Source organism: uncultured Virgibacillus sp. (genome assembly GCF_947495635.1).
GTDB classification, from domain to species: Bacteria; Bacillota; Bacilli; order Bacillales; family Amphibacillaceae; genus Virgibacillus; species Virgibacillus salarius.
Window position 1 is genome coordinate 74,646 of sequence record NZ_CANMAB010000003.1, and the last position, 23,277, is coordinate 97,922.

The 23,277-nt window shown below is 37.3% G+C and carries 20 protein-coding genes; 16 read left to right on the plus strand and 4 right to left on the minus strand.

Features of this window, described 5'->3' with window-relative positions; translation table 11 throughout:
- Positions 1 to 278 precede the first annotated feature (278 nt).
- Positions 279 to 1,343, plus strand: coding sequence for an isocitrate/isopropylmalate dehydrogenase family protein (locus tag Q1A47_RS01570; RefSeq protein ID WP_166529957.1), 1,065 nt, complete (start codon positions 279 to 281; stop codon positions 1,341 to 1,343).
- Between the two features lie 155 nt (positions 1,344 to 1,498).
- On the opposite strand, the gene Q1A47_RS01575 is transcribed toward Q1A47_RS01570, so the two are convergent.
- Positions 1,499 to 2,152: a TetR/AcrR family transcriptional regulator gene (locus Q1A47_RS01575; protein WP_026682167.1), complete on the minus strand. Its 654-nt coding sequence runs from the start codon at positions 2,150 to 2,152 to the stop codon at positions 1,499 to 1,501.
- Between the two features lie 403 nt (positions 2,153 to 2,555).
- Here Q1A47_RS01575 and Q1A47_RS01580 point away from each other — a divergent pair, with 403 nt between their 5' ends.
- Positions 2,556 to 3,308, plus strand: a complete 753-nt coding sequence (locus Q1A47_RS01580; RefSeq protein ID WP_026682166.1) for an SDR family NAD(P)-dependent oxidoreductase — start codon at positions 2,556 to 2,558, stop codon at positions 3,306 to 3,308.
- A 479-nt stretch (positions 3,309 to 3,787) separates the two neighbouring features.
- Positions 3,788 to 4,159 carry a hypothetical protein gene (locus tag Q1A47_RS01585; RefSeq protein WP_121605003.1) on the plus strand — a complete coding sequence of 124 codons (372 nt, stop codon included), beginning with the start codon at positions 3,788 to 3,790 and terminating at the stop codon, positions 4,157 to 4,159.
- Positions 4,160 to 4,568: 409 nt separating this feature from the next.
- On the opposite strand, the gene dpsA is transcribed toward Q1A47_RS01585, so the two are convergent.
- Together dpsA and Q1A47_RS01595 are read right to left on the minus strand one after the other, a co-directional pair.
- Complete coding sequence (gene dpsA / locus Q1A47_RS01590; protein ID WP_166529958.1) at positions 4,569 to 5,447, minus strand: dipicolinate synthase subunit DpsA; 879 nt, start codon at positions 5,445 to 5,447, stop codon at positions 4,569 to 4,571.
- A 480-nt stretch (positions 5,448 to 5,927) separates the two neighbouring features.
- The gene (locus tag Q1A47_RS01595; protein ID WP_166529959.1) at positions 5,928 to 7,496 is read right to left on the minus strand and encodes a glycosyltransferase; all 1,569 of its coding nucleotides are present in this window, start codon (positions 7,494 to 7,496) and stop codon (positions 5,928 to 5,930) included.
- Positions 7,497 to 7,751: 255 nt separating this feature from the next.
- On the opposite strand from Q1A47_RS01595, the gene yhfZ reads away from it, so the two are divergent.
- The 9 genes from yhfZ to Q1A47_RS01640 all read left to right on the plus strand — a co-directional run bounded on the left by yhfZ (position 7,752) and on the right by Q1A47_RS01640 (position 16,661).
- Positions 7,752 to 8,684 (plus strand): GntR family transcriptional regulator YhfZ, encoded by a 933-nt coding sequence (gene yhfZ, locus Q1A47_RS01600; protein ID WP_034679368.1) that lies wholly within the window; start codon positions 7,752 to 7,754, stop codon positions 8,682 to 8,684.
- Positions 8,685 to 8,745: 61 nt separating this feature from the next.
- A complete protein-coding gene (locus Q1A47_RS01605) occupies positions 8,746 to 9,126 on the plus strand; it encodes a PRD domain-containing protein (protein ID WP_026682161.1) in 381 nt (126 codons plus the stop codon).
- Complete coding sequence (locus tag Q1A47_RS01610) at positions 9,123 to 9,482, plus strand: DUF2620 domain-containing protein (RefSeq protein ID WP_026682160.1); 360 nt, start codon at positions 9,123 to 9,125, stop codon at positions 9,480 to 9,482. The genes Q1A47_RS01605 and Q1A47_RS01610 overlap by 4 nt, the downstream gene beginning before the upstream one ends.
- Positions 9,483 to 9,506: 24 nt before the next feature.
- Positions 9,507 to 10,796 (plus strand): YhfT family protein, encoded by a 1,290-nt coding sequence (locus Q1A47_RS01615; protein WP_166529960.1) that lies wholly within the window; start codon positions 9,507 to 9,509, stop codon positions 10,794 to 10,796.
- Between the two features lie 28 nt (positions 10,797 to 10,824).
- Positions 10,825 to 11,739, plus strand: coding sequence for a phosphotriesterase (locus Q1A47_RS01620; RefSeq protein WP_026682159.1), 915 nt, complete (start codon positions 10,825 to 10,827; stop codon positions 11,737 to 11,739).
- 1 nt (position 11,740) lies between these two features.
- Entirely contained in the window at positions 11,741 to 12,865 is a 1,125-nt protein-coding gene (locus Q1A47_RS01625; protein WP_026682158.1) for an aminotransferase class V-fold PLP-dependent enzyme, read from the plus strand.
- Positions 12,866 to 12,890: 25 nt separating this feature from the next.
- Positions 12,891 to 14,051: an alanine racemase gene (locus Q1A47_RS01630; protein ID WP_026682157.1), complete on the plus strand. Its 1,161-nt coding sequence runs from the start codon at positions 12,891 to 12,893 to the stop codon at positions 14,049 to 14,051.
- A gap of 2 nt (positions 14,052 to 14,053) precedes the next feature.
- Positions 14,054 to 15,256 (plus strand): phosphopentomutase, encoded by a 1,203-nt coding sequence (locus tag Q1A47_RS01635; protein ID WP_026682156.1) that lies wholly within the window; start codon positions 14,054 to 14,056, stop codon positions 15,254 to 15,256.
- Positions 15,257 to 15,728: 472 nt separating this feature from the next.
- Positions 15,729 to 16,661, plus strand: coding sequence for an aldo/keto reductase (locus Q1A47_RS01640; protein ID WP_121605008.1), 933 nt, complete (start codon positions 15,729 to 15,731; stop codon positions 16,659 to 16,661).
- Positions 16,662 to 16,726: 65 nt separating this feature from the next.
- Here the strand turns inward: Q1A47_RS01640 and Q1A47_RS01645 are convergent, their stop codons facing one another.
- Positions 16,727 to 17,977, minus strand: a complete 1,251-nt coding sequence (locus tag Q1A47_RS01645; RefSeq protein WP_166529961.1) for a DNA polymerase IV — start codon at positions 17,975 to 17,977, stop codon at positions 16,727 to 16,729.
- A 181-nt stretch (positions 17,978 to 18,158) separates the two neighbouring features.
- Here Q1A47_RS01645 and Q1A47_RS01650 point away from each other — a divergent pair, with 181 nt between their 5' ends.
- From Q1A47_RS01650 to dacB, 4 genes are all read left to right on the plus strand, one after another.
- Positions 18,159 to 19,061, plus strand: coding sequence for a DoxX-like family protein (locus Q1A47_RS01650; protein WP_026682153.1), 903 nt, complete (start codon positions 18,159 to 18,161; stop codon positions 19,059 to 19,061).
- A gap of 13 nt (positions 19,062 to 19,074) precedes the next feature.
- A complete protein-coding gene (locus tag Q1A47_RS01655) occupies positions 19,075 to 19,689 on the plus strand; it encodes a DUF4166 domain-containing protein (protein ID WP_026682152.1) in 615 nt (204 codons plus the stop codon).
- Positions 19,676 to 21,304, plus strand: a complete 1,629-nt coding sequence (locus Q1A47_RS01660) for a YndJ family protein (protein ID WP_246484556.1) — start codon at positions 19,676 to 19,678, stop codon at positions 21,302 to 21,304. Before Q1A47_RS01655 ends, Q1A47_RS01660 begins: the two co-directional genes overlap by 14 nt.
- Before the next feature lie 163 nt (positions 21,305 to 21,467).
- Positions 21,468 to 22,949 carry a D-alanyl-D-alanine carboxypeptidase/D-alanyl-D-alanine-endopeptidase gene (gene dacB, locus Q1A47_RS01665; RefSeq protein ID WP_051388378.1) on the plus strand — a complete coding sequence of 494 codons (1,482 nt, stop codon included), beginning with the start codon at positions 21,468 to 21,470 and terminating at the stop codon, positions 22,947 to 22,949.
- Positions 22,950 to 23,277: the final 328 nt, after the last annotated feature.

A 23,277-nucleotide genomic window follows, 5' to 3' on the forward strand; every position in this document is an offset into this window, starting at 1 on the left:
GAAATAAATTGTTTCATGATGATTAACCTCCCTACTGTTTAGTATTACAATTTTGATTATAGTATCTAAAGGAAGTATTACCTATGTATTTATGTGACGTTAGCCTTACAATAATGAAAGGTCAACTTTTTTATATCATGATGATGCACCTTAGATAATTGTAGTACCTTCATTCATGTATAGTTTTCTGATCCTTTGGTGTTTTGCTTAGTAGCATATTTACTACCTTCATTTTCATATACGTTAACAAAGAGGCTGTAAAGGAAAGGGGACAGTATATGGACTATAAAATAGCTGTTATTCCTGGTGATGGAATCGGTGTTGAAGTGATGAATGAAGCGTTAAAAGTATTGGAAATTATTAATACCAAAGAATCAATTCATATTACATATGATATATTTAATTGGAATTCGGATTATTATTTACAAACCAGTCGTATGATGCCAGAAAATGGATTAAAGCAGCTTAAGGAATATGATGCGATTCTTTTCGGAGCAATCGGAGATGAAAGAGTACCAGATGATGTTACATTATGGGAACTAATTATGCCAATTCGAAAATCATTTCAACAGTATGTTAACTTTCGACCAATTAAATTACTTAAAGGTATGGATACTCCGATACGTAACCAATCCACTAAACCGATTGATTTTGTGCTAATAAGAGAAAACGCAGAAGGAGAATACTCTAATGCTGGAGGAATAATGTTTGCGGGAGAGCACAGGGAATTGGCGATCCAAAATAATATAATGACAAAACAAGGTGTTACACAAATAGCAGAATTCGCATTTTCCTATGCGCAAAAGCAAAATTTAACAAAGGTTACGAATGCAACTAAATCAAATGCGATTATTCACTCTATGAAATTTTGGGACAGAATTATAGAGGGTGTTGCTGGGGAATATCTAGATATTTCATATGAAAAATATTATATAGATGCATTGGCTACATACTTTGTACAGCGTCCTCAAGATTTTCAAGTCGTATTAGCAACGAATTTATTTGGTGATATCCTTTCTGATTTAGGATCTGCAATTGTAGGAGGTTTAGGGATATCCCCTTCTGCAAACATAAATCCTGCAGGTGAGTTTCCTTCTATGTTTGAGCCAGTTCATGGTTCAGCTCCAGATATTGCTGGAAAAGGTATTGCCAACCCGATTGCTCAAATCTGGTCGTTGGCACTTTTGTATGAACAATTAGGTAGAAAGGATATCCATGATAAGGTAATAACAACTATTGAAGCCTTATTCATTAACAAGGTTAATTTAACTGCCGATATGGGAGGGACGGCGTCAACTACGGAAGTAGGAGATTCTGTTTGTACGATCTTAAAAAGCTTGTAAGAAAAGGGCGGGCAACGCTGAATAACATTTATCAAAATCGCAATAAATAATTTAAAACCAGAAAAAAACGGATGGCTGCAAATGCTAGTTGAGAACATTTGCAGCCATTCTGATTTTCTTAAGTAAAATACGACTGTACTAGTCTCCTTCGTTTGTTAGCTTGGTTGTAAGTAATCGATAAAAATATTTTTTAGGATTTTTAATTGTTCTTCAGCCTCTAAATCTCCTTTAAGCATAGGGATTCGTTCATAAAGCAACAGCTTTCTAGAAAAGAGCCCAAACGAATTCGTAATAGTGGTTAGAACCTTTTTTATATCGATGTCAGATCGTATAGATCCATCTTGTTTCCCATCTTCTATAATGGATGCAAGTATCACTGATATTTTATTTTGCGACCTATTATATGCTTCAATATCTTCCAACGGCTCTGTTTGTAGAGAAGCATAACTTTTAAAAACCTCAAGAAGCTGCATATTTTCCAGTTTCTCTTCATTTATTTCTGAGATAAAGAAATCAAACATTCTTTCCATTTTATCTAAACAACTACCATTCATATCAGCAATAGATTGAAAAATAGGTATATATTTTTCCACAATATTAATCGCTACTGCTACAATTAGCTTCTCCTTTTTAGGAAAGTATCGGAAGACAGTAGCAATTCCAATATTTTCTTCATCGGCAATTTCCTGCATGGTCGTATTGTCAAAACCTTTTTTAGCAAATACTTTTTCTGCAGCTAGGATAATACTATTTCTTCGCTTCATTTTCCCTTCCATTCTTTCTTGTTTCCATCTATCCTGCGGATTCATTGATCTTTCTCCTTTTTAAATGATAAAAGTTTTATGTATATAAAGTGAAACTTCAATCAGTTGGAGGGGGGGTTATCCCCCACTTATCCATATTGGTTTCGCTTTATTGCTTAAATTGGGGTCTTACTGCCAGTTATATGCGGGATAAAGTGAAACTTCAATCAGTTGGGGGGTGTTTATCCCCCATTTACCAATATATGTGGGATAAAAAATTTGGAAAAGATGATAATTATAAATGAATATCATCTAAAAATCCTAGCAAACTAATTCATATTCGTCAATTTGAATCGTTTTTGAGCAATTCTATTGGAACTATTTCTTAAACAATACTATAATGATAATGTTATAATGATAGTGAAACTATCATTAAGATTAATTCACAAATTGAAAGGGGCTAATTAGCATGACAAGGCTTACAAATAAAGTTGCAATTATAACAGGATCTGGTAGTGGTATGGGAAAAGAAGAAGCATTGCTTTTTGCAAAAGAAGGTGCAAAAGTAGTTGCAACAGATATTCAAGTGAATGCTGTTCAAGAGGTAGTTGATGAAATAAAAGCAGCTGGTGGTGAGGCGCTAGCTTTAGCACATGATGTTACCTCAGAGGATGATTGGAAGAGTGTTATGCAAACGACCATTGATACGCATGGAAAATTAGATATTCTTGTAAATAATGCTGGAATTTCTCAGCCAGAACCAATGGAAGAATTGACGCTTGCACGCTGGAATCAAATTATTAATATTAATTTAACTAGTACATTTCTTGGTATAAAATTAGCTATTCCGCATATGCGTGAAAATAAAGGTGGATCGATCATAAATATTTCTTCCATTGCAGGATTGACTGGTAGTTCAGGTGCTGGTGCTTACACCGCATCTAAGGGTGGAGTACGTATGTTAACGAAAGCTGCTGCCGTTGATTATGGAAAAGACAATATTCGCGTGAATTCTGTTCATCCAGGATTTATAAAGACACCGATGAGTGAGGAATTCTTTGAACGAGAAGATATGAAGCAATGGTTCCTTGCACAAACTGCATTGCCGCAATTAGGTAAGCCAATCGAGGTAGCAGAAGCTGTGTTGTTCTTAGCATCAGATGCTGCCTATCATATCACAGGGGTGGAATTACCAGTTGATGGTGGCGTGGTTGCAAAATAAGGTGCGTAACGTAGAAAAGTGCTATGCAGAAAGTTTATTAAAATTATTACAAATCGTTTAGAACAAAAAAGCCGACCGCATTCATAAAGGTATCGCCCCCCTGTTAGAGTAAAAAATCTACCTGGGGGCGGGTTTAGCTTTTATTAACTACTCGTTTGATCTAGTGCTTTTTCAAGTGGTTTAAGCGTAGTAGCATGTAAAATATTCTCCTCATAGAATGTTGTTTACTCAGGTAAAGTTTGAACTGTATCCTTTAAAAGGCGAAATTTTTTGATTGTCGTATTTGAAAGGAACTAGTGGTAGTTCGTCTATATGGAAGTTAACAAGATACCGCTAGTAGAAACCTGTATGAATGACATAAATAATTTTCTGAAGTATAGGTTGCTCTCTTTTTCTTTCCATAAAAGGAGGTCCCAAAAATGAAACTTACTGCATATAAAGAGTATATAGGTAAATCTCCTTGTGAAAGGGGCTGAAGTATGATGTATTATTATGTTCCGAGTTATTATCCCACCACCTTATATCCTGTGTATATACCGGTTCGGGAGCAACTTCCTCCTGTTAATATAGAGTTTTTCTATGAATCAGCAAATGAAACGGTAAGGCTTATGAATGACGTACGTGTCGTTCTGAATAAGTTATCTACCTCAAAAGAATTTGATAGGCAGATAATGAGTGCTGCTCAACAGTCTGATCATGAAGAAGTGAAGCGCTTAATTCAATCATTAAATATTACTTCTACCATCGAGGTTGGGTTTACGCCAGATGAATTGCGTTTAAATTTCAGTAAAAAAACGGTTCATTCTAATCGGGACTGTTGCAAAATTACGATATTCCTGAGATGGAGATAAAGAAATGAGGATGAGGTTGGGACATATTTAAAACAGCATTTTAAGGTCTAATGATGAACAATACACTATTCTATCACCAGAAATATACGTAGACTCCTTGGAAAGAAGAGCGCTCTTTTTCTACGTGGAGTAACGTTGCTACAAGCCTTCCTTATCTTTCCAAAGGAAAGGTAGCAGTGAGCTGCCAAAGTGCGTCAGTAAGAGGAGAGACTCACCATTCGCTCGTGGAAAGCGAAGATATTTCTGGAGCGAGTTAGTTACACAAACCATCATTTCTAGTTGTTCCATATATAGATTACTTTTGTCTCTATCTCATTTGCTTCATAGTTCATGATGAACGAAACGATCGCTTCAACCGTGAGTATTTAATACGAATCGTAAAGGTGATCATTGTAATATGGTACAATTGTTAAGCTCTTTCTTCTAATAAGCTCAATAAAACATTAGCAATGATTAACCCAGCGGACTTTGATGCAACCTTACCTGGTAGACCAAGTGCATGCGAAGCTTTAATACCCTGTTTTGCTGCAAAGTTAAAGTCTGTTCCTCCGGGTTTTGATGCTAAATCAATGATAAACATACTTGGCTTCATTGCTGAAATGATGGTTTTATCAACTACGTTATCTGGTATGGTATTAATACAAATATCCATTGTTTCAATTGCTTGCTTTAAATTACGCAACTGAACGGGCGTAAAGCCCATCTCTGTAATGCGAGCGATTGCGGTGGAGCTTCTAACTGCGACAGATACATGTGCACCAACCGATTGAAATAATCTTGCGACCGTCATGCCTACTCTTCCAAATCCAAGTATACTAACATTAGAGCCATGTATTGTTACATCTGTTTCTTCTATGGCTATTTTAAGTGCACCTTCAGCGGTTGGAATAGAATTATAAATAGCAATATCATCACGAGCAAAGAGTTTAACTAATTTACGATTCGTAGCAGCTGTTGCATGATCTAAGTAATTATTGGAAGTACCGGTGTAAATAACACAATTTGATGGTGTACAAGATAAAAGCTGTTCGGTTAAATATATTGACTTGTCTGAATAAGTTACTTCTACTTTTCCTTTTGTATCAGTACCAGCAACAGGAAGTATAATAGCATTTAAAATGGAGTGGTCAATACTTTCTAACTCGACATGCTGAACATTTATTTCATTAAAATGAATATGATCATATCCAATCACGTAGACGGTTATGTTTTCCTGCGCTAACATGCGGATCACATGTAGATATCGAGCATCTCCACCCATTATCAATACATGTAAATTATTTTGCAAATAAAACATCTCCCTTCAGGTAAATACATTCATTCGTACAAGAGCTAATTACTTTATTAAAGAATAATATTGCATAACATAAATAAGAAACGATGGAGCAAACAAAACTCACTTTTTTATTTTACAATACATTGCTTGTCTCTTATGACAATTTTCTTATTATGAGGAGAATATAAGTATACGAGGGTTTGAATAAAGTAGTTAGATCACAAAAGAAGACCAACTTAAGTACAAAAGCATAAGCGTCCGATTAGAAACGTAACGATTGGAGCGAGTCAACGGAGGTAAAGGAATCACGGTGAGCTTGCGAGCCAATGATGACTTATCGTAAGGTGATTTGTGAAGTCGCCTCGTTTCTGGGCGCTGAAGCTGGAAGTGGCTTAACGCGCCGATATTTATCCATATGGGGAAAATGTTATGATTTCCTAGACTATAAAAAAAGTCCCAATTTGATAGATTGAGACTCTATGGCTCAGTTGACTAGTCTTGCCATTTAATTAATCTAGGGTGCGCATCTAAAATAGATTGATATTGTTCGTTCCAGCCAAATTCACTATCTGGATCAAGCTCTAAATATCGGTTATATTTTTGCTGACGCTCCTTAGCATTTGTCCAGCCAAAATGTTTAATTCGTAGTCGGGAAATTGCATTTGGCAGATGATAAATATTCGCAGGAAATCTACCACAATGAAACCTTTTCTTCTTCCATTGATAATCAAAGTTTGGTTGATATCGTAATAAAAATGGCCGATAGCACAAATGGGATTGCCAGTAATTATCATCTCTATAATGTTCTTCATCCCACATATCATAGAGTCTGAAGCTATAGAGATCGATATCCGATTGATTGATTAATTCACGAATCTCATTTGTCGCTTTATCTTCTAACAGTTCATCAGCATCTAGATTCAAAATCCAGTCTGGTTTTGTTTTTATTGTTTCCTCCCATTGTTGTTTTCTTAGTTCTACTTCATTTGCAAATGTAGATCTTTTGTTTTGGACGATATGCGTCGGAATGCCAGCTAAAATTTGTTTACACACCTCTATACTATTGTCCTCACTGCCATCATCAATAATAACCGCCGAATCAATGAAGTCCCTATGCTGAAGTAATACTTTTTTTAAATATCGTGAGGCTTCATTTTTCATAATCATGGATAATGTTATTTTATTGTTATTGTCTTTACTAATACGCTTAGCTAAGATATCAGATACTTCTAGAGGAGAGATACGTTCTTGATTATCGTCCTTGTAATCCTCTACAGCTTCAAGATCCGAGCTACGGTAAATATGGTAAGCTGGATAGTGTGTGTCAACATATAATAATAATCCTAATGCCTGTGCTCTAATACAAAAGTGACGATCCTCCCCCCAAAAAGAAAGATTCGGAATTGGACTAAAGTTTACACCAGTATTTAATGCGTGTGCACTAAGTAACGTACATGCACCTAATCCACCAACTTCATACGTTCCAGGTACCTTTAATTGATTAATGAATTCCATAGTTCTGCGTTTTTTTTCTTCATCTGATAATCGTTCTCCATGTGTAGCGTGATATAAAGTATATTCATCTTGAACCCATACTTGTGGAAGTGGGTCTGCGTTTATCTGCCATTTTGTCCAAAAGATGGTAGAAATAATGTTCTTGTCTATTCGAATTAAATATTCAATGGTGTTTGGATGAATAAGAAGGTCTGAATCAATTAAGAATAAATAATCATACCCTTTATCCCTTGCATGTTTGATAATTTGATTCTTAAATTCAGCTACTTTCCAGATAGCTTGATGATTCCAAATATGCGTATTACCATTACGAGAATACCCCTGATGGTCATAGGGAGAGGGAGCAATAATTTCTGTACTGCCTTCATTATCTTGAGCGAAGTTCCTCAATAGTTGCTTTGAAGCTTTATCAGTATTATCATCAACGAACATATAATGGATAGTAATATTTGTTTGCTTCAGCTCAGATAAAGATGTTAAAAATTCTTTTAGAATAGGGTATTCCTGATGAATGGGTGACCCGATTAAGACACTGTGTTGTTTCATCCGAAATAGTACCTCCTTGTATGCGCGTAACAAAATAATCCTTGTAGTATTATATCGATCCGTTCATCAAATGTTCATTGTTTGCTGTTTTTTAGGTAATGTAGAGTGGACAGCAAGGCAAAACCATCCTGTCTGTATGGCAATCGATATTAGGGTGAAAACATTAACAAAATCAATAAAATTATTATTGCAATTCATTTATGTAAGCGGTATAATTGCAATATACAATATTTTGTATATTATGAAGGAGTCGATATGAGCAGAATTTGGGAAAGTTTATTTTCAAAAAATGGTTTAGCGGCAAAAGAGATAGCTGGAAAAATGCTGCATATTCAAGAGGGGGATAGAATTCCTAGAGTAAGCGACTTAGCGAAAACATTAGAGATTGGAAATGGAACCGTTCAAGGTGCTTTAAAGGTTTTAGAAAACTTGCACGCTATTCATTTGGAAGCAAGGGGACATCTTGGAACGTTTTTACGAAAGAAAGATGTTGTATTACTGAAAGAAATAGCAGGTGTTGGCTCGTTAATAGGTGCTATGCCGCTGCCATATTCACCTAAGTATGAAGGGTTGGCAACAGGATTAATTGAGGCATCGGAAGCGATGTTAAATCATATCGACCTTGCTTACATGAGAGGATCTAAACAACGGCTTGAGTCGTTAAAGGCAAGAAGGTCTGATTTTGTAATTATGTCCCAGCTTGCAGCTGAACAAGAAGTTTCTGAGGATGAGAATCTAGAGATAGCGCTGAATTTTGGAGCCCATACGTATGTTACAGCACACCAAATCTTTTTTTCTAACCATGGTGAACAAAAAATAAAAGATGGTATGCGTGTCGGGATAGATTATACTTCAATAGATCAATCGAAAATTACACTCATGGAATGCAGAGGCCTTGATGTTGAGTTAATACCTGTTAACTATATGCAGCTCTTTGAAATGCTTTTAAAGGGAGATCTCGATGCAGCAGTTTGGAATGCTGATGAAAATCGAGCAAGAGAAACCTTCCAAGTAGGCGAATTTCAGTCAGCGTCTACACGGCAAGTCGTGAAAAATGCATCTACTTCGGTCATTCTTATTGAAAAAGATCGAAAAGATGTAAAGGAATACATTACAAAGCTGGATAAAGAAAAAATACTACGAATTCAGCAACAGGTTGTGAATAAGGAAAAGCTCCCACACTATTAGTGTGAGGCAGTTTTTTATCATCAATATACAGAAAACTGTATTTTATCTAGGGGGTATATGTATGAATGTAGCTGAATTAGAAGATAGACTCCACATTTTAGTCTTAGGGGAGGTAATAACGAAAGAAGCATGTCATATTACTTTAGCTGCTTTTCAAGAATTAGTGAATGAATTAGAGCTAGAAGAGGTGGATCAGGCAGAAATGTTATTTACTCACTTACCTTCTGCATTGACAAGAATTGAAAGAGGTGAAGCTCTTGAGGCCCCATCTCCTGCTATTATGGAAGAAGTGAAGCAATCTGCTTATTATCTAGATGCAGAAAGACATGTGAATAAGGTACAACAGAGCTGGGAGAAAGAGCTTCCTCAGGAAGAAAAGGAATTTTTATACATGCATTATACAAACGTATTAGCTATGAATAAAGGAGGAAATAAAAAATGAAAATTGTTATAGGTGGACAAGTAGAGAAAAAAGCGATTGAAGCGTTAATTAAAGATGTGGATCCCGCTGTTGAGACTGTTGTGAAGTCAGATTTAGATGCAGCAATGGCCATGAAAACAGGTCAAGCCGATTATTATTTAGGTGCTTGCCATACTGGTGGTGGCGGTGCACTTGCAATGGCAATTGCGATGATAGGAAAAGATAAATGTGAAACGGTGTCTATGCCAGGGAAGAAGCCTGACGCTTCCAGAGTAGAAGAGGCTGTAAAAGAGGGGAAAATAGCTTTCGGTTTTACTGGTGATCATATGGAAGCAGCGGTTCCTATGATCCTTCAAGCTTTAAAAAATAAAGGATAATCACAAATAAAGGGGGACTATTAGATGGAAATGATATTTGTAATTTTGATTGGGGCAATTGCCGCTGTACTAGCCAACATGAACATAGCCGTTTTCAATGATGGGTTACGGCCAATTGTATCGGAGCATTTAGAGGGACGATTGAAGCGTAGAGAGCTAGGGCTAACGGCATTTGCCATGAGTTTTGGTTTAGTAGTAGGATTTGGAATACCTTTTACCATTACAGCAAGTATTATTTTGATTCATAGTATTTTACTTGGAACAGATATTATTGGCTTGATGACACCGAAGAATAAGTGGGGTACACCCGTTGCCGCAGTAATTGGTGGTTTATATGGTTGGGGACTATTGATGGGATTGGAAGGCTTTGTAAAGCTATTTGAATACTTACCTGTTAACTTCCTTGAACCGATGGGAGAGGTAGGAACACCAGTAGTTGTAACATTTATGGCTTTCCCAGCATTAGCAGTTGCGATGCAATTTAGTGTTAAGAAAGGGATTGTTACGTTTATTGTAGCGGCACTAGTTAGGCAGCTAGCGGTGTTTGTCAATGATAGTGGCTTCCTAAGTATCGGTGATAACGTGATCACGTTAAATCAAGAGGGTATGGCTCTTATCGCTGGTATGATTTTCTTATTTGCTTTTGCTATGAGGGAAAAGACGGAAGAAGGTTCATCTGTTGACTTAGCATCCATATTTAGTGAGAAAGTTAAATCAATTAAAAAGAATGTTGTCTTCTTTATGATTATTGGTGCACTAATTGCTGGTGCGACGAATCTATTACTAATGGCCGGAGACCCAATTTCTCTTAATCTATTAGCTGAAGGAAAGCAAACAGATGCTGGAATTGCTGCTGCAGCTAGAGCCATTGGTTTCATTCCTTTAGTTGCCAGTACAGCAATAGCTACTGGTGTCTACAGTCCTGTTGGATTCACCTTGATATTTGTAGTTGGTCTATTCGTACCAAATGTTTGGGTGGCAGTAATTGTTGGGGCTATTGTTATCTTTTTAGAAGTAATGTTATTAAGTTCGATTGCTAAGTTCTTAGACAAATACCCTGGTGTAAGGAACTCAGGGGAAAATATTCGTAGTGCAATGACAAAATTATTAGAAGTTGCCTTATTAATTGGAGGGGCAAATGCAGCAAATATCATTGCACCTGGTTTTGGATTCTTCTTTATCGCAGGCTTCTATTTATTGAATGAGGTTGCTGGAAGACCAATCGTCCGAATGGCGGTTGGGCCTGTTGGAGCAATCGCAGTTGGTGTTATTGCAAACATATTGGTACTACTAGGAATTATGTCAGTATCTTAAGTACAAACAGCATAGGAGTGATTAGCAAATGATACAGACTGTAAAGGGAAAAATTGAGAAAGAAGCATTTGGTGTTTGTGCGGCGCATGAGCACCTCTCCATTGACTTATCTAGAGTAAAAGGGGATCCAGATACAATTTTGGATGATGAACAAGGGATGATGGAAGAACTTGCTTATTTTTATCAAGCAGGTGGACGATCCTTGATAGAACTGACGAATGATGGAATGGGAAGAGATGTCAAAAGGCTAGTTCGTTTAAGTGAAGCATCTGGTGTACACATTGTTACATGTACTGGTTTTTATAAAGATCCATTCATACCTGAATTTGCCCAGGGGTGGGATCGTGAACAATTTGCTACTCATTTCATAAAAGAAAGTAAAGAAGGAATTGAGGATACAGGTGTTCTTCCTGGAATTATCGGGGAGGTAGGGACAAGTGTTAATGAGATAAAACCAGTGGAAAAAGAGCTCATTATTGGAGCTGGCATGGCTGGTCTAGAGACAGGCTTACCGATTTCCACCCATACATCTTTAGGGACGCTAGGTAGTAAGCAAGTGGACATGTTTTTTGCATTGGGATTACCGAAGGAACAAATAATCATTGGTCATCAGGATTTAAATCCTAATAAGGAAGAGGTTTTAGACGTACTTCAATCTGGTGTATATATTGGATTTGATACGATTGGTAAGAATAATTACAGACCGGATGAGGAGCGTTTGGACTTTCTATTAGATTTTATTGAGAGAGGTTTCCATAAACAAATTGTTTTGTCAGCAGACTTAACACGAAAATCCCATTGGCATAAATTTGGTGGTCCGGGATATGATCTTGTGTTAAACGATTTTATCCCTGCATTAAAAAAACGTGGTGTAACGGAGACGGTAATTACAGACCTGCTTGTAAAAAATCCAGCAAATGCATTTTCAGTAAAGGAGCGGTAATATGGCTTACAATCCGGAAAAATTAAAATATGCTTCATCTGTACTTCCAACGTTGACAGTTGAGGAGGCTCAACAGCTTCAATTTAAATTAACCCATAGTATGAGTAAATATTTTACAGGTGATCAATTCTTATCTATGGGTGACCTTGGTGTCGCTCCTCGTTATCAGAAACCAGAACAAACGGAAAGGGTAGAGCGTGTTATTGCCGATTTTTTTGAAGCTGAAAAGTCTGCTCTCGTTCGAGGTGCAGGTACAAGTGCGATTCGAATCATTCTGAGCACGCTCCTTGAAGCTGGTGATAGCATGTTCATTCATACTGCTCCTGTTTATACAACGACGAAGGATACGATTCGTATTCTAGGTATTCAGACAGAATCAATAAATTACAATGATTTGAATGCTGTAAAGGAAGCTGTGCAACAGAATCAATCCTGTAAGCTTTTTTATATTCAGCATGCAAGGCAACAGCCGACAGATATCTACCATCTAAAAGAGGTTATTCAAACGGTGAAGAATATTCGTCCAGACCTTCCAATCGTTGTTGACGATAATTATTGTGCGATGAAAGCTTATGGGATTGGTGTAGAATATGGTGCTGATTATTCTACGTTTTCCGGATTCAAGCTGCTTGGGCCAGAAGGTATTGGAGTAATTGTAGGGAAAAAAGACGGTATAGAGACACTACAGCAACGAAATTATTCTGGTGGTGGACAAGTACAGGGATATGAAGCGATGGAACTTTTACGTATGATGACATTTGCTCCAGTATCACTAGCAACGCAGAATGAACAGGTTGAAGAGGTTTGTAAACAATTAAATGAGGGTGTCATCGAAGGAATTGCAGCAGCCTATATGACAAATGCGCAATCAAAAAATGTCATTGTTGAGCTAGAGCAGCCAATTGCGCAAGAAGTTATTCAAAACAGTAATGGACTTGGTGCTGCTACTCATCCAGTAGGCGCAGAATCAAAATATGAAATTATTCCAATGATTTATCGTGTTTCAGGCAGTTTTATTGAAGCACAGCCACACTTAAAACAATATGGATTACGCATTAACCCGATGAAATCGGGAGCATCCACAGTTATTCATATCTTAAATAAAGCAATAAAAATGGTCAACTAGATTTTTATGAAGGAGGGGTGCTTCCATGTTTTTGCATACAACAATACAAAGAAATCCAGAGCTGATATATGCCGGGCTTTCGTTACATCAAAACGGAGAGATTCCTCCAAATACGTATATTATCGATGTAGATGCTCTAAAAGCAAATGCCAGCATGTTAGCAGATACTGCTAAAAAGCATGGAATGGAATTATATTTTATGAGTAAGCAGCTAGGCCGATTTCCGGAGGTTGTAAATTATATCGTAGAAAGTGGAATAAAAAAAGCAGTAGCTGTTGACTTTGATGAAGGTAAAGTACTCGCAGATCACGGTATCGCGATAGGTAATATTGGACATTTGGTTCAACCTGGAAAGCATCAGTGGAAGGAGATACTTAGCTGGAGCCCAGAGGTTGTTACGATATTTTCATATGAGCGTGCAAAACAATTATCAGATGCAGCAGTAGATATTGGTACAAAGCAGGATATTTTATTGAAAGTCGTTGGCCCTGAAGACAGTATTTATGAATCGCAGGAGGGTGGGATTCCACTAGGTGAGCTACATCGAGAACTTGATCGAATACTAACCTTACCTGGTGTTCGGATAATAGGTGTAACTACTTTTCCTAATTTACAATTAGCGGATAATAAGCAGGAAATGGTTGCAACTGCTAATCTCACAACGTTATTAAAAGGAAAGCAATTACTAGAAGAGAAAGGAATTACAGTAAAACAGGTCAATGGTCCGAGTGGGACGAGTGTTGACACGATTCCGTATCTAGCTACTCACGGAGTAACTCATGGTGAGCCAGGACATGGATTAACAGGGACAACACCAATACATGCGTTTAAGAGGTTGCCAGAAATTCCTGCAATGATCTATGTTTCTGAAGTATCACACGAAACGAAAGATCATTATCAGGTTATTGCTGGTGGTTTTTATGGGAGATCGAATATGGAAGGCTGTTTAGTAGGAAGTCACAAAGAATCCATTCTTCAACAGTATGTGGCGGCAAGGCAAAGTAGCCCAGAAGCTATTGACTATTACGGTTCCATTGCAAAACCAGATTGTTTTAAAGTAAAGATTGGCGATACAGCTATTTTTTCCTTCCGTACACAAATATTTGTAACCAGAGCTCATGTAGCACTTGTTGAAGGGATACAGTCTGGAACACCCAAGCTTGTACATCTAGAAAGGAAGTGGTGATCATGGCGAAAATGACATTACTTGTCATTGACAGCTTTGGAATTGGCGCAATGGATGATTGTGTTGATTATCAACCATCCGATTGCACGGCTAACACGTATAAGCATATTCGTGATGTGAAAAAAGATGATTTACAAATTCCCTTTATGTATCAATCTGGTCTTGGGGCTTTGGTTGACAATCAAGTTCCACCACCAAATGCCTATGGTCGTTCCAAATTAGCTCACCATGGCGCAGATACGTATTTGGGACATCAAGAAATAGCTGGAAGTTGCCCCAAAAAATCGCATAAGCGTCTAATGAAGGACATTCATTTAACAATGAAAGTTGTACTAGAGAACGCTGGATATCGTGTGACGTATCCAATTGCAGATTGTCCCATATTATTAGTGAACGATGCAGCAGTTGTTGCTGATAATTTAGAATCAGCATATGGAAATATTATTAATGTAACAGCTGATTTCAAGAAGATGCCTTTTTCAGAAGTTAAAAAGCTTGGTCGTGTCGTCCGTGAGAACGTAGATACTACTCGAGTGATTGCTTTTGGTGGACCATATACGTCGATCGAGCATATTTTGTCCTGTGTAGAAGAAAAGCATAAAGGACAATGGGGAGTGAATACGCCGAAAGCCAAGGTTTATGGAGAGGGCTATAATGTGTATCACATGGGCTATGGTGTTGAAATTGACCAGCAATTCCCGATGATTGCTGCGCACCATGGTTTGAAGGTTCATCGCTTAGGAAAAACTGCAGATGTATTGCATGGTGAGGGACCATCTGATCCGATTGTTAACACTACCGATCTCCTCCATACTGTGAGTCATGTTTATGAACAGGAAGAAGCAGACGCAGCTTTTCTCATAAATGTACAGGAAACAGACTTGGCAGGACATGCTGAGGATGTTAATTGGTATTGTCAGCTATTAAATGAAACTGATAAGTGGTTATCTGATTCGTTTCTTCCTCTAATGGCAGACGATGATTTGCTAATTGTTATGGCTGACCATGGAAATGATCCAACAATTGGCCATGCTAATCATACAAGGGAATATGTGCCGATTTTGATTCTTGGTAAGAAGGTAAAACAGGCGAATATTGGCCTCCGGGATACAATGGCTGATGTTGGTGCTACATTCTGCGATTTCTTTCAGCTACCATCAACGGCAGAAGGAAAAAGCTTCTTATCTGAAATAATAGACCGATAGATTTCATATAAAGAGGCTGGACAAAACACAACTTCTTACTCAAAATACGAATAATCATATTATCAATAGGAGTAGCATTGCCGTACCGTGAAACTATACGCTCTTTCCGCGGGAACGGCCTCAGCTAACTGGGTAAAGAAAAACACGTTACCACGTGGATCTTCGGACTCGTGCTGTTCCCGCTGGAGTCTCGCTTGTTTTAGATGTTCAACGAATGATTTTAATCAAAAAACGAACGATAATTAATTTAAACTAATTATTGTTCGTTTTTTACTGTTTTTCCATTCTTTTGTCTCAGCCTCTTTGCTTTATCCCACATATAACTAGCAGTAACCCCCACGGATTGAAGTTTCATTTTATGTGCAATGACTAATTGCATACTTTGTTTTTAAGCTATAAGCAATATCGTATCTTGAATTTAGAAAACATGTTAATATTGCATTAATCCTATCGGGAAAGGAGTTTTTACTTTATGGCTAAGCAAACGTATTTAGGGAAATCTGATATTTCGGTCTACCCAATTGGGCTAGGGACAAATGCTGTTGGTGGACATAATATTTATCCGAATTTGTTAGATGAACGTGAGGGCCAGGATGTTGTGCGTAAGGCGCTGAATAATGGGATTAATATGCTAGATACAGCCTTTATCTATGGACCAGAGCGTTCTGAAGAGCTAATTGGTGAAGTAATGAAGGAATATAAGCGAGAAGATATTATCATCGCAACCAAAGGTGCACATAAATTTATCGGTGATGATATTGTGATGGATAATTCACCAGCATTTTTAAAACGATCAGTAGAGGATAGTTTGCGTCGTCTGCAAACAGACTATATTGATTTATTTTACATTCATTTTCCAGATGAAGATACGCCAAAAGATGAAGCTGTAGGCGCATTAAAAGAGTTAAAAGATGAAGGGAAAATTCGATCCATTGGTGTTTCTAATTTTTCTCCGGAACAATTAAAGGAAGCGAATAAAGATGGATACGTTGACGTACTGCAAGCAGAATACAATCTATTAAAACGTGATGCGGAAACGAAATATTTTCCTTATACCGAAAAAGAAAATATTACGTTCATTCCTTATTTTCCATTAGAATCAGGTTTATTAGCTGGGAAATATAATATAAATAGTACTTTCACTGATTTGCGAGCACAGAACCCTAATTTTCAAGGTGAGAAATTCGAAGAAAATCTTGCGAAAGTAAAACAGGTTAACATGATAGCTGAAGCATATGGCGAAGAGGTAGTGCATATTGTACTGGCCTGGTATTTGACACAGCCTTCGGTTAATGTTCTTATTCCTGGAGCTAAGCGTCCTGATCAAGTACTTAGCAATAAAAGAGCTGCTGAGATTTCTCTTTCGCAAGCAGATGTACAAAAAATTAGTGATATATTTGCATAGCTGTTAGTTTCCGAGCACTTTTTGCTGTAAGCAAATGGTGCTCTTTTTAAAAAGGGGAGTTTGTTTTAAGCGTAATGACCACCAATTTTTTGGCTTCTTTCTAGGGTAATTCCAGCGTCTGTGTAACTGATGGCACGGAGAATAGAAGTAGAACCATATTTGGCACGGATAGCGTCCATCGTATAACCAATATCATTTTTCTTTGCCCTGTCTTCAAACAAATTGAGCTGTGTTTCTTGTTTTTTATATAAATTATCTAATGTAACATAGGCACGACGAACGCTGCTTACTCCATCATAAAACTGTAAAAACAAATCCATACAAACATGGTAAACATCCATCGTCACATTTGTCGGGATTTGGATAGAGCGAGAACGGGAAAAACCACCTCCTGTAGCTTTAGAATAGCCGATTGCTAGATGAATCGTTTTACCAGCCATGTTAGCAGTGCGAGCTCTACGACATACTTCTTCACAAAGGTCAAGTAGACAAACTTCTGTTTCTTGCATAGAGTAATCACGTAGTAAGGAAATACCATGACCAAATCCCTTTTGTTCCGTTTTAACAAAATCACCGAGGACTGGGCTTAAATCGATTCCCCAAGCATGCCAATAAAGCTGTTCTCCCATCACCCCAAAACGTTTTTTTAAGTGATTTAAATCATAGCGTGCAAGCTGTCCCAGTGTGACAATCCCCATCTTGTTTAAATTATTCTTCATTCTACTGCCAATTCCCCATATTGCTTCTATCGGAAATGACCATAACTTTGCTTCGACATCCTCATATTTGCATTCCGCAATTCCTTGCTTTTTGGCATGAAGATCCATAACAACTTTTGCAAGGAATTTATTATCACCGATACCAATAGAGCTCGTAATTCCAAAGCATTCAAGGATGTCGTGCTTCATCCGTTTTGCCACTTCCCAACGACTGCCAAACAATTTTGTTAATCCATTAACGGTAACCCAGACTTCATCAACAGAGTATGGATGAATAGCTTCCTTAGGCACATACTGATTAATTAATTTGGTTATTTCAGCAGACACATATAAGTAATCAGCCATATGTGCACGGACAATATATAAATCTGGATCATCCGGTAGCTCAAAAAAGCGGCTGACATTGCTAATTCCATATTTTTTCTTTAAAGCTGGCGATGCTGCCAGTACAATACTTCCTGATCGGTTCGGATCCCCTACAACTGCAAGCAGGACCTTCATTGGATCTTTTCCTAATTTAATTGCTTCGACACTTGCATAAAAGGAGCGCATATCAATGCAAAGTACATCGTTGCGTGGATAAGAAGCATAGTTCATATTAATCCACCTCCGAAAAAAGAACGTTTGTTCTTATTGTATGCTGATAGCCCTATTTTATTCAATGGAAATATATGCACATATAGGTACTTATTATCAAACGAATCGTATGCTTGCCGGATAATTGTGATTATTCCCTAAAAATATATGTTATATTGGAAGAATAAGAGGAGGTGATACTATGAAGAACAAACCAATTTATGTAGAAATACCCATTCAATCGGATACAGAAACAATATGGAAATTCACACAAACACCGGACTTACATGAAAAGTGGGATTTACGTTTTTCATCTATCTCGTATTTACCAAAGGATGAAGTGAAGCAGCAACAAAAATTCTCGTATAAAACGAGAATTGGCTTTGGTTTACAAATAAAAGGCTGGGGGAGAAGTTCCGGAAGCTCCAATACAAAGGATGGATCTAAGGTATCCTCCCTGCAGTTTGGTTCAGATCAGACAGTATCCATTATTAAGGAAGGTGGAGGGTATTGGAAATACATACCGCAACAAGATTCTACACTGTTTCTTACAAAATATAACTATAAAACAAGGTTTGGGTACTTAGGTAAACTGTTTGATTTTTTCATTTTTCGTCCATTGATGGGATGGGCCACAGCAATCAGTTTTGCTGTGTTAAAAAGGTGGATAGAAGAAGGAGAGATGCCAACAACACAGTATTTACGTTTCTTTAGTAGTTGGTTATTCACCTTGTTATTTAGCTTTATTTGGCTCTATCATGGATTAGCTTCTAAGTTGATACACCAACATCCTGTTGAATTATCAATGGTACAAACGGCACTTTCAATCAATGTAAAACAAGCATCTGTGCTAATTATGATCACTGGAGCGATAGAAGTTATGTTTGGGTTGATGTGGCTATTCTACGAAAATAGAAGATGGTTATACATAATACAAATTGCAATTTTTCCGTTATTAGGAATCATAGCCAGTTTAACAACTCCAGATCAGCTCTTTCATCCATTTAATCCCGTAACGTTTAATTTGGCTTTGCTAGTGGTTTCTATCGTAGGGTTACACACTACTAAGAATATTCCTACAGCAAGAAGCTGTAAGCGTAAGTAAGAAGGAGTTGCAAATGTCTATTTATAAAAAGGTATTAGAAAACCAATTTTATGATCTTCACCCTATGTTACAAAGACGATATGAATTTAAAAGAAATAGTATCTTTAAAGCAACGGGAGTGATGAAATGTGTAAGAGGGGGACCAATGTGGTTATTTCCTATCTTTTGGCTAGGTAAAAAGTATAAATTATTCTTTCCTGAATCTGGAAAGAATATTCCATTTGAAATTGTAAATTCGCAAATAATAGCAAGCGATGGAACCGAACAGGTTCACTGGGAAAGAGTATTTTATTTTAATCATAAAAAGCGCTTTTTTAATGCACGTATGTATCTAAATTCCGAACAAAACCTTATCCAAGATTATCTAGGTGAACCTGCTAAGTTTTATTCCGATTTAGCACTGTCAATAACGAAAGAAGGAGGATTGCGAATTGATTCTAAAAAACAGAGACTCGTATTACCATTTATAGAAATTCCATTACCCAAAATATTTCAGGGATTGGCTACTGTAACGGAAACATATATGGAAACGAAAGCGGTGTACTATATACAGGTTCAGGTTAAAAATCCTATAATTGGAACGGTTTTCTCATATGAAGGGGAGTTTAAAAGCAATGACATTTTTTAAAGTAGCCTGTATGAATAGTGTCTTATTCATTCTGATTATCTTGTATGGAGAAGATTCTTGGTACTTATTAATATTATCTGCAGCACAATTAATTTTTGTGCCATACATGCTGCACATCATTTTAAAAGAACAAAGAGGCTGGATCCCCACTTTTTATCCATATTTTGGAATTGTCGCATCTATAGCCATTTTTGTACTGCAAATAACACAAGATTCTCCAATTGATACAATACTGGCAACCATCTATTTCATGTTTACAATCATGTTGGCAATCCTTGGGGTCAACCGTTTTCTACATAGAGGTTTTGTACATGTCGAGGAGTTTTTAATTGATATTGGACTTATTTATATGGTTATAGGTGGAGCTTGGTTTGTGGCGCATGAAGCACAGATTGATACAGGCTTTTCACCTATTATTACATGGTTAACAGCAAATCATTTTCACTATTCTGCATTTCTATTACCTGTTTCTGTCGGGCTTTTAGGAAGAGTCCATCAATCGAAATGGTATCCATTAGTCGCAACCATTATTATCATTTCACCTATGGTTGTCGCGTTAGGAATTACGTTCTCGGTTATTTTGGAATTCGTGTCTGTCATACTTTATATCATTGGAATATATGGTTTAATTGGCTTATCATTTCAAACTTCGTTCCAAAACACGTTCCAAAAATGGTTTGTCCGTATTTCATACAGTGCATTAGGAATTTCAATACTTTTCTCACTTATATATGCACTTGGGAATCTTTCAGAGCGATTCTTTATTTCCATTGACTTCATGATACTGTTTCATGGCTTGATAAATATCATACTGTTTGCAGGAATAGGTACAATAGGCTGGTTAGTTGCTCCACCATTAAGTAAGCAAAGGGAGATAGTCTTTCCAATTAGTAAGATCAGAGGATCAGTCGTAGTAGACGAAGCAATTCTAAATGGAAAGACGGATGAACAAAGTTATAACGGGCTTATAGACTCTATGAAACAATTTGCATATGATATCGATACAGAGACGTTATCCAATACGATTATCGATTTCTATGAAAATACAAAAAGTTATCGATTATTTGCCGAAGTATATTGGCATCACTGGTTTCTACCCCTGGCAATTATCTATCGACAAATAAGCCGCTTTATAAAGCAATTGAATTTACCTTTATCCAGTAGATATAACGAAATGACAGGAGATATACACGGGATCGCCGATCATATAGATGGCCGAAGCAATACAAGAGCATGGGTCAGAAAAATCAGTCAAGAGACTGTTTTTGTAGCGTTATATTCCCATCACCAAAGTGGGGAGCGTACTTATATGAATATTGCTTTACCATTGCCTCGTACATCCATGATTGGAATTTTGGAATTAAATCAACAAGGAGAGCATTTGCAGTTAACCAGCAAAAAAGTACGTACAACTAAAGCGGATTCGGGTATTTATTTAGTGATTAGAAATCGGTTATTTAGGTTGCCGATTGAAGAAACCTTTGATGTAGAAGAAGTAGAGGAAGGTTTACTTAAAGCCAGACATCGAATGTGGCTGTTCTCTATACCATTTTTACATATTAATTATCGTATTGAACATAAGCATCTACCACAACTTGAGAGAAAGGTGGAGTAATGTTTGCATCCGTTATTTACTATGCTGTAGTTTGCTATAAAGGAAATGAGTGGATAGGTTGTATATATAGAAGCGCGAAATCTTAAAAAAACAGGAATGAAAGACAGTCTTGTGGAAATAATGAATAAGGCCATAAACTTAAGCTATTTTGAGGTGTGTTCTTATGTTTGTACATCCTAAGGGTATAGGGTGGCTGGTTATTTTAGGATTGATCGTTACTGTATGTATAGCTTCTTCTGTGTCTTGCACTGCAACAGCGGCTAATGGAAAAGGAGAGAGCTATAGTATGAAGCAAGAGCTAGATTCATATATCTATAAAGAACCAAAATTAAAGGGCGGATTAATTGGGGTAAGTATTCGACAAGCGGATACAGGCAAAATAATTTATGAGCATATGGGAAATACTCGGTTTCGACCTGCCTCTAATATGAAGTTGTTAACTGCAGCGACGAGTATATCCGTGTTGGGAAAGGATTATCAATTTTCTACAGAATTACGTACTAATGGGACGATAAAGCAGGGGAGGTTGAATGGAAATCTGTATTTAGTTGGAAAAGGGGACCCTACCTTGTTGCCAGAAACCTTTGACATGTTCGCAGCAAAGTTAAAAGCAATGGATATTGATCATATTTCTGGAGATATAATCGGTGACGATACATGGTATGATGCAGTTCGCCTCTCACCAGATATGATTTGGAGTGATGAGCATTATTATTATGGTGCACAAGTATCTGCATTAACAGTTTCTCCAGACAAGGATTATGACGCGGGAACTGTCCGTTTAGAAATACAATCAGGTGGAATTGGTGAAAAGCCACAAGTATCCATGTCACCAAAAAACAATTATATAGAAATAAAAAATGAAGCAATAACGGTAAAAGCTGAGCAAGAAGAAGACCTCATCATAGAACGTGAGCACGGGACAAATATCGTATCAGTGTCAGGAATAATCCCTAAAGCCAAAGAGCCGATCAAAGAGTGGATAGCTGTCTGGGAACCCACTGGCTATGCACTGGACTTACTTAAGCAGGCTTTAGTCAAGCAGAATATAACATGGCATGGAGTAGTGAAAAGTGGCGAGGCACCTATAGAATCGAAATTGCTTTTCACGCATTCATCTATGACGTTAGCAGAGCTGCTTATTCCATTTATGAAACATAGTAACAACAGTCTTGGAGAGATTTTAGTAAAGGAAATGGGAAAAAAAGTATACGGAGAAGGAAGCTGGGAGCAAGGAATCGAGGCGCTAAAGAGACAATTAAAGCGGTTTGGTTTGAATCAAGAAAAACTACTTATTCGTGATGGTTCAGGAATATCACATGTAACATTAATACCACCAACCGCAATTACCCAATTATTATACGCTGTTCAAAAAGAAGCGTGGTTTCCAAGCTTTATAAAGTCACTTCCAGTAGCTGGGGATTCTGATCGGCAAATAGGAGGGACGTTACGTTATCGAATGCCTGATTTAGTTGTGCAAGCTAAAACAGGGACAATTTACGGTGTTAGTACATTATCGGGCTATGCTGAAAAAAGCAATAAAGAAAAGCTAATATTCTCCATTATGATTAACAATCTAATTGATGAAGAGGAAGGAAAGGTAATAGAGGATCAACTATTGGAAATTATAGTGGATACAGATTAAAACAACTAAATAAATGAAATAAAAGCTGTTGTAGTAAAGCAATAGCTTTTTTATAGTCTAGGAAATGCCCATGTGGATAAATAGGGGGTTGTTGAGCCGTGTCCAACTCCAACGCCCAGAAATGAGGCGACTTCACGAATTTCCCTACACGATAAGTCACCATCGGCTCGCAAGCACACCATGATTTCTTTATCTCCGTTGACTTGCTCCAGTAGCTACGTTTCTAATCGGGCACTTGCGCTTTTGTTCTTAGTTAAGAAAGTATAAAATCAGTGCAATGACTGCGTTAAGCCAAGTAGTTATTTTGAAATGTTTGATGTATATTGGC

What these genes read in the sequence shown, in the direction of transcription:
- Q1A47_RS01570 (WP_166529957.1), top strand. Translation starts at nt 279, where the DNA reads ATGGACTATAAAATAGCTGTTATTCCTGGTGATGGAATCGGTGTTGAA.
- Q1A47_RS01575 (WP_026682167.1), bottom strand. Translation starts at nt 2,152, where the DNA reads ATGAATCCGCAGGATAGATGGAAACAAGAAAGAATGGAAGGGAAAATG.
- Q1A47_RS01580 (WP_026682166.1), top strand. Translation starts at nt 2,556, where the DNA reads ATGACAAGGCTTACAAATAAAGTTGCAATTATAACAGGATCTGGTAGT.
- Q1A47_RS01585 (WP_121605003.1), top strand. Translation starts at nt 3,788, where the DNA reads ATGATGTATTATTATGTTCCGAGTTATTATCCCACCACCTTATATCCT.
- Q1A47_RS01595 (WP_166529959.1), bottom strand. Translation starts at nt 7,496, where the DNA reads ATGAAACAACACAGTGTCTTAATCGGGTCACCCATTCATCAGGAATAC.
- yhfZ (WP_034679368.1), top strand. Translation starts at nt 7,752, where the DNA reads ATGAGCAGAATTTGGGAAAGTTTATTTTCAAAAAATGGTTTAGCGGCA.
- Q1A47_RS01605 (WP_026682161.1), top strand. Translation starts at nt 8,746, where the DNA reads ATGAATGTAGCTGAATTAGAAGATAGACTCCACATTTTAGTCTTAGGG.
- Q1A47_RS01610 (WP_026682160.1), top strand. Translation starts at nt 9,123, where the DNA reads ATGAAAATTGTTATAGGTGGACAAGTAGAGAAAAAAGCGATTGAAGCG.
- Q1A47_RS01615 (WP_166529960.1), top strand. Translation starts at nt 9,507, where the DNA reads ATGGAAATGATATTTGTAATTTTGATTGGGGCAATTGCCGCTGTACTA.
- Q1A47_RS01620 (WP_026682159.1), top strand. Translation starts at nt 10,825, where the DNA reads ATGATACAGACTGTAAAGGGAAAAATTGAGAAAGAAGCATTTGGTGTT.
- Q1A47_RS01625 (WP_026682158.1), top strand. Translation starts at nt 11,741, where the DNA reads ATGGCTTACAATCCGGAAAAATTAAAATATGCTTCATCTGTACTTCCA.
- Q1A47_RS01630 (WP_026682157.1), top strand. Translation starts at nt 12,891, where the DNA reads ATGTTTTTGCATACAACAATACAAAGAAATCCAGAGCTGATATATGCC.
- Q1A47_RS01635 (WP_026682156.1), top strand. Translation starts at nt 14,054, where the DNA reads ATGGCGAAAATGACATTACTTGTCATTGACAGCTTTGGAATTGGCGCA.
- Q1A47_RS01640 (WP_121605008.1), top strand. Translation starts at nt 15,729, where the DNA reads ATGGCTAAGCAAACGTATTTAGGGAAATCTGATATTTCGGTCTACCCA.
- Q1A47_RS01645 (WP_166529961.1), bottom strand. Translation starts at nt 17,977, where the DNA reads ATGAACTATGCTTCTTATCCACGCAACGATGTACTTTGCATTGATATG.
- Q1A47_RS01650 (WP_026682153.1), top strand. Translation starts at nt 18,159, where the DNA reads ATGAAGAACAAACCAATTTATGTAGAAATACCCATTCAATCGGATACA.
- Q1A47_RS01655 (WP_026682152.1), top strand. Translation starts at nt 19,075, where the DNA reads ATGTCTATTTATAAAAAGGTATTAGAAAACCAATTTTATGATCTTCAC.
- Q1A47_RS01660 (WP_246484556.1), top strand. Translation starts at nt 19,676, where the DNA reads ATGACATTTTTTAAAGTAGCCTGTATGAATAGTGTCTTATTCATTCTG.
- dacB (WP_051388378.1), top strand. Translation starts at nt 21,468, where the DNA reads ATGTTTGTACATCCTAAGGGTATAGGGTGGCTGGTTATTTTAGGATTG.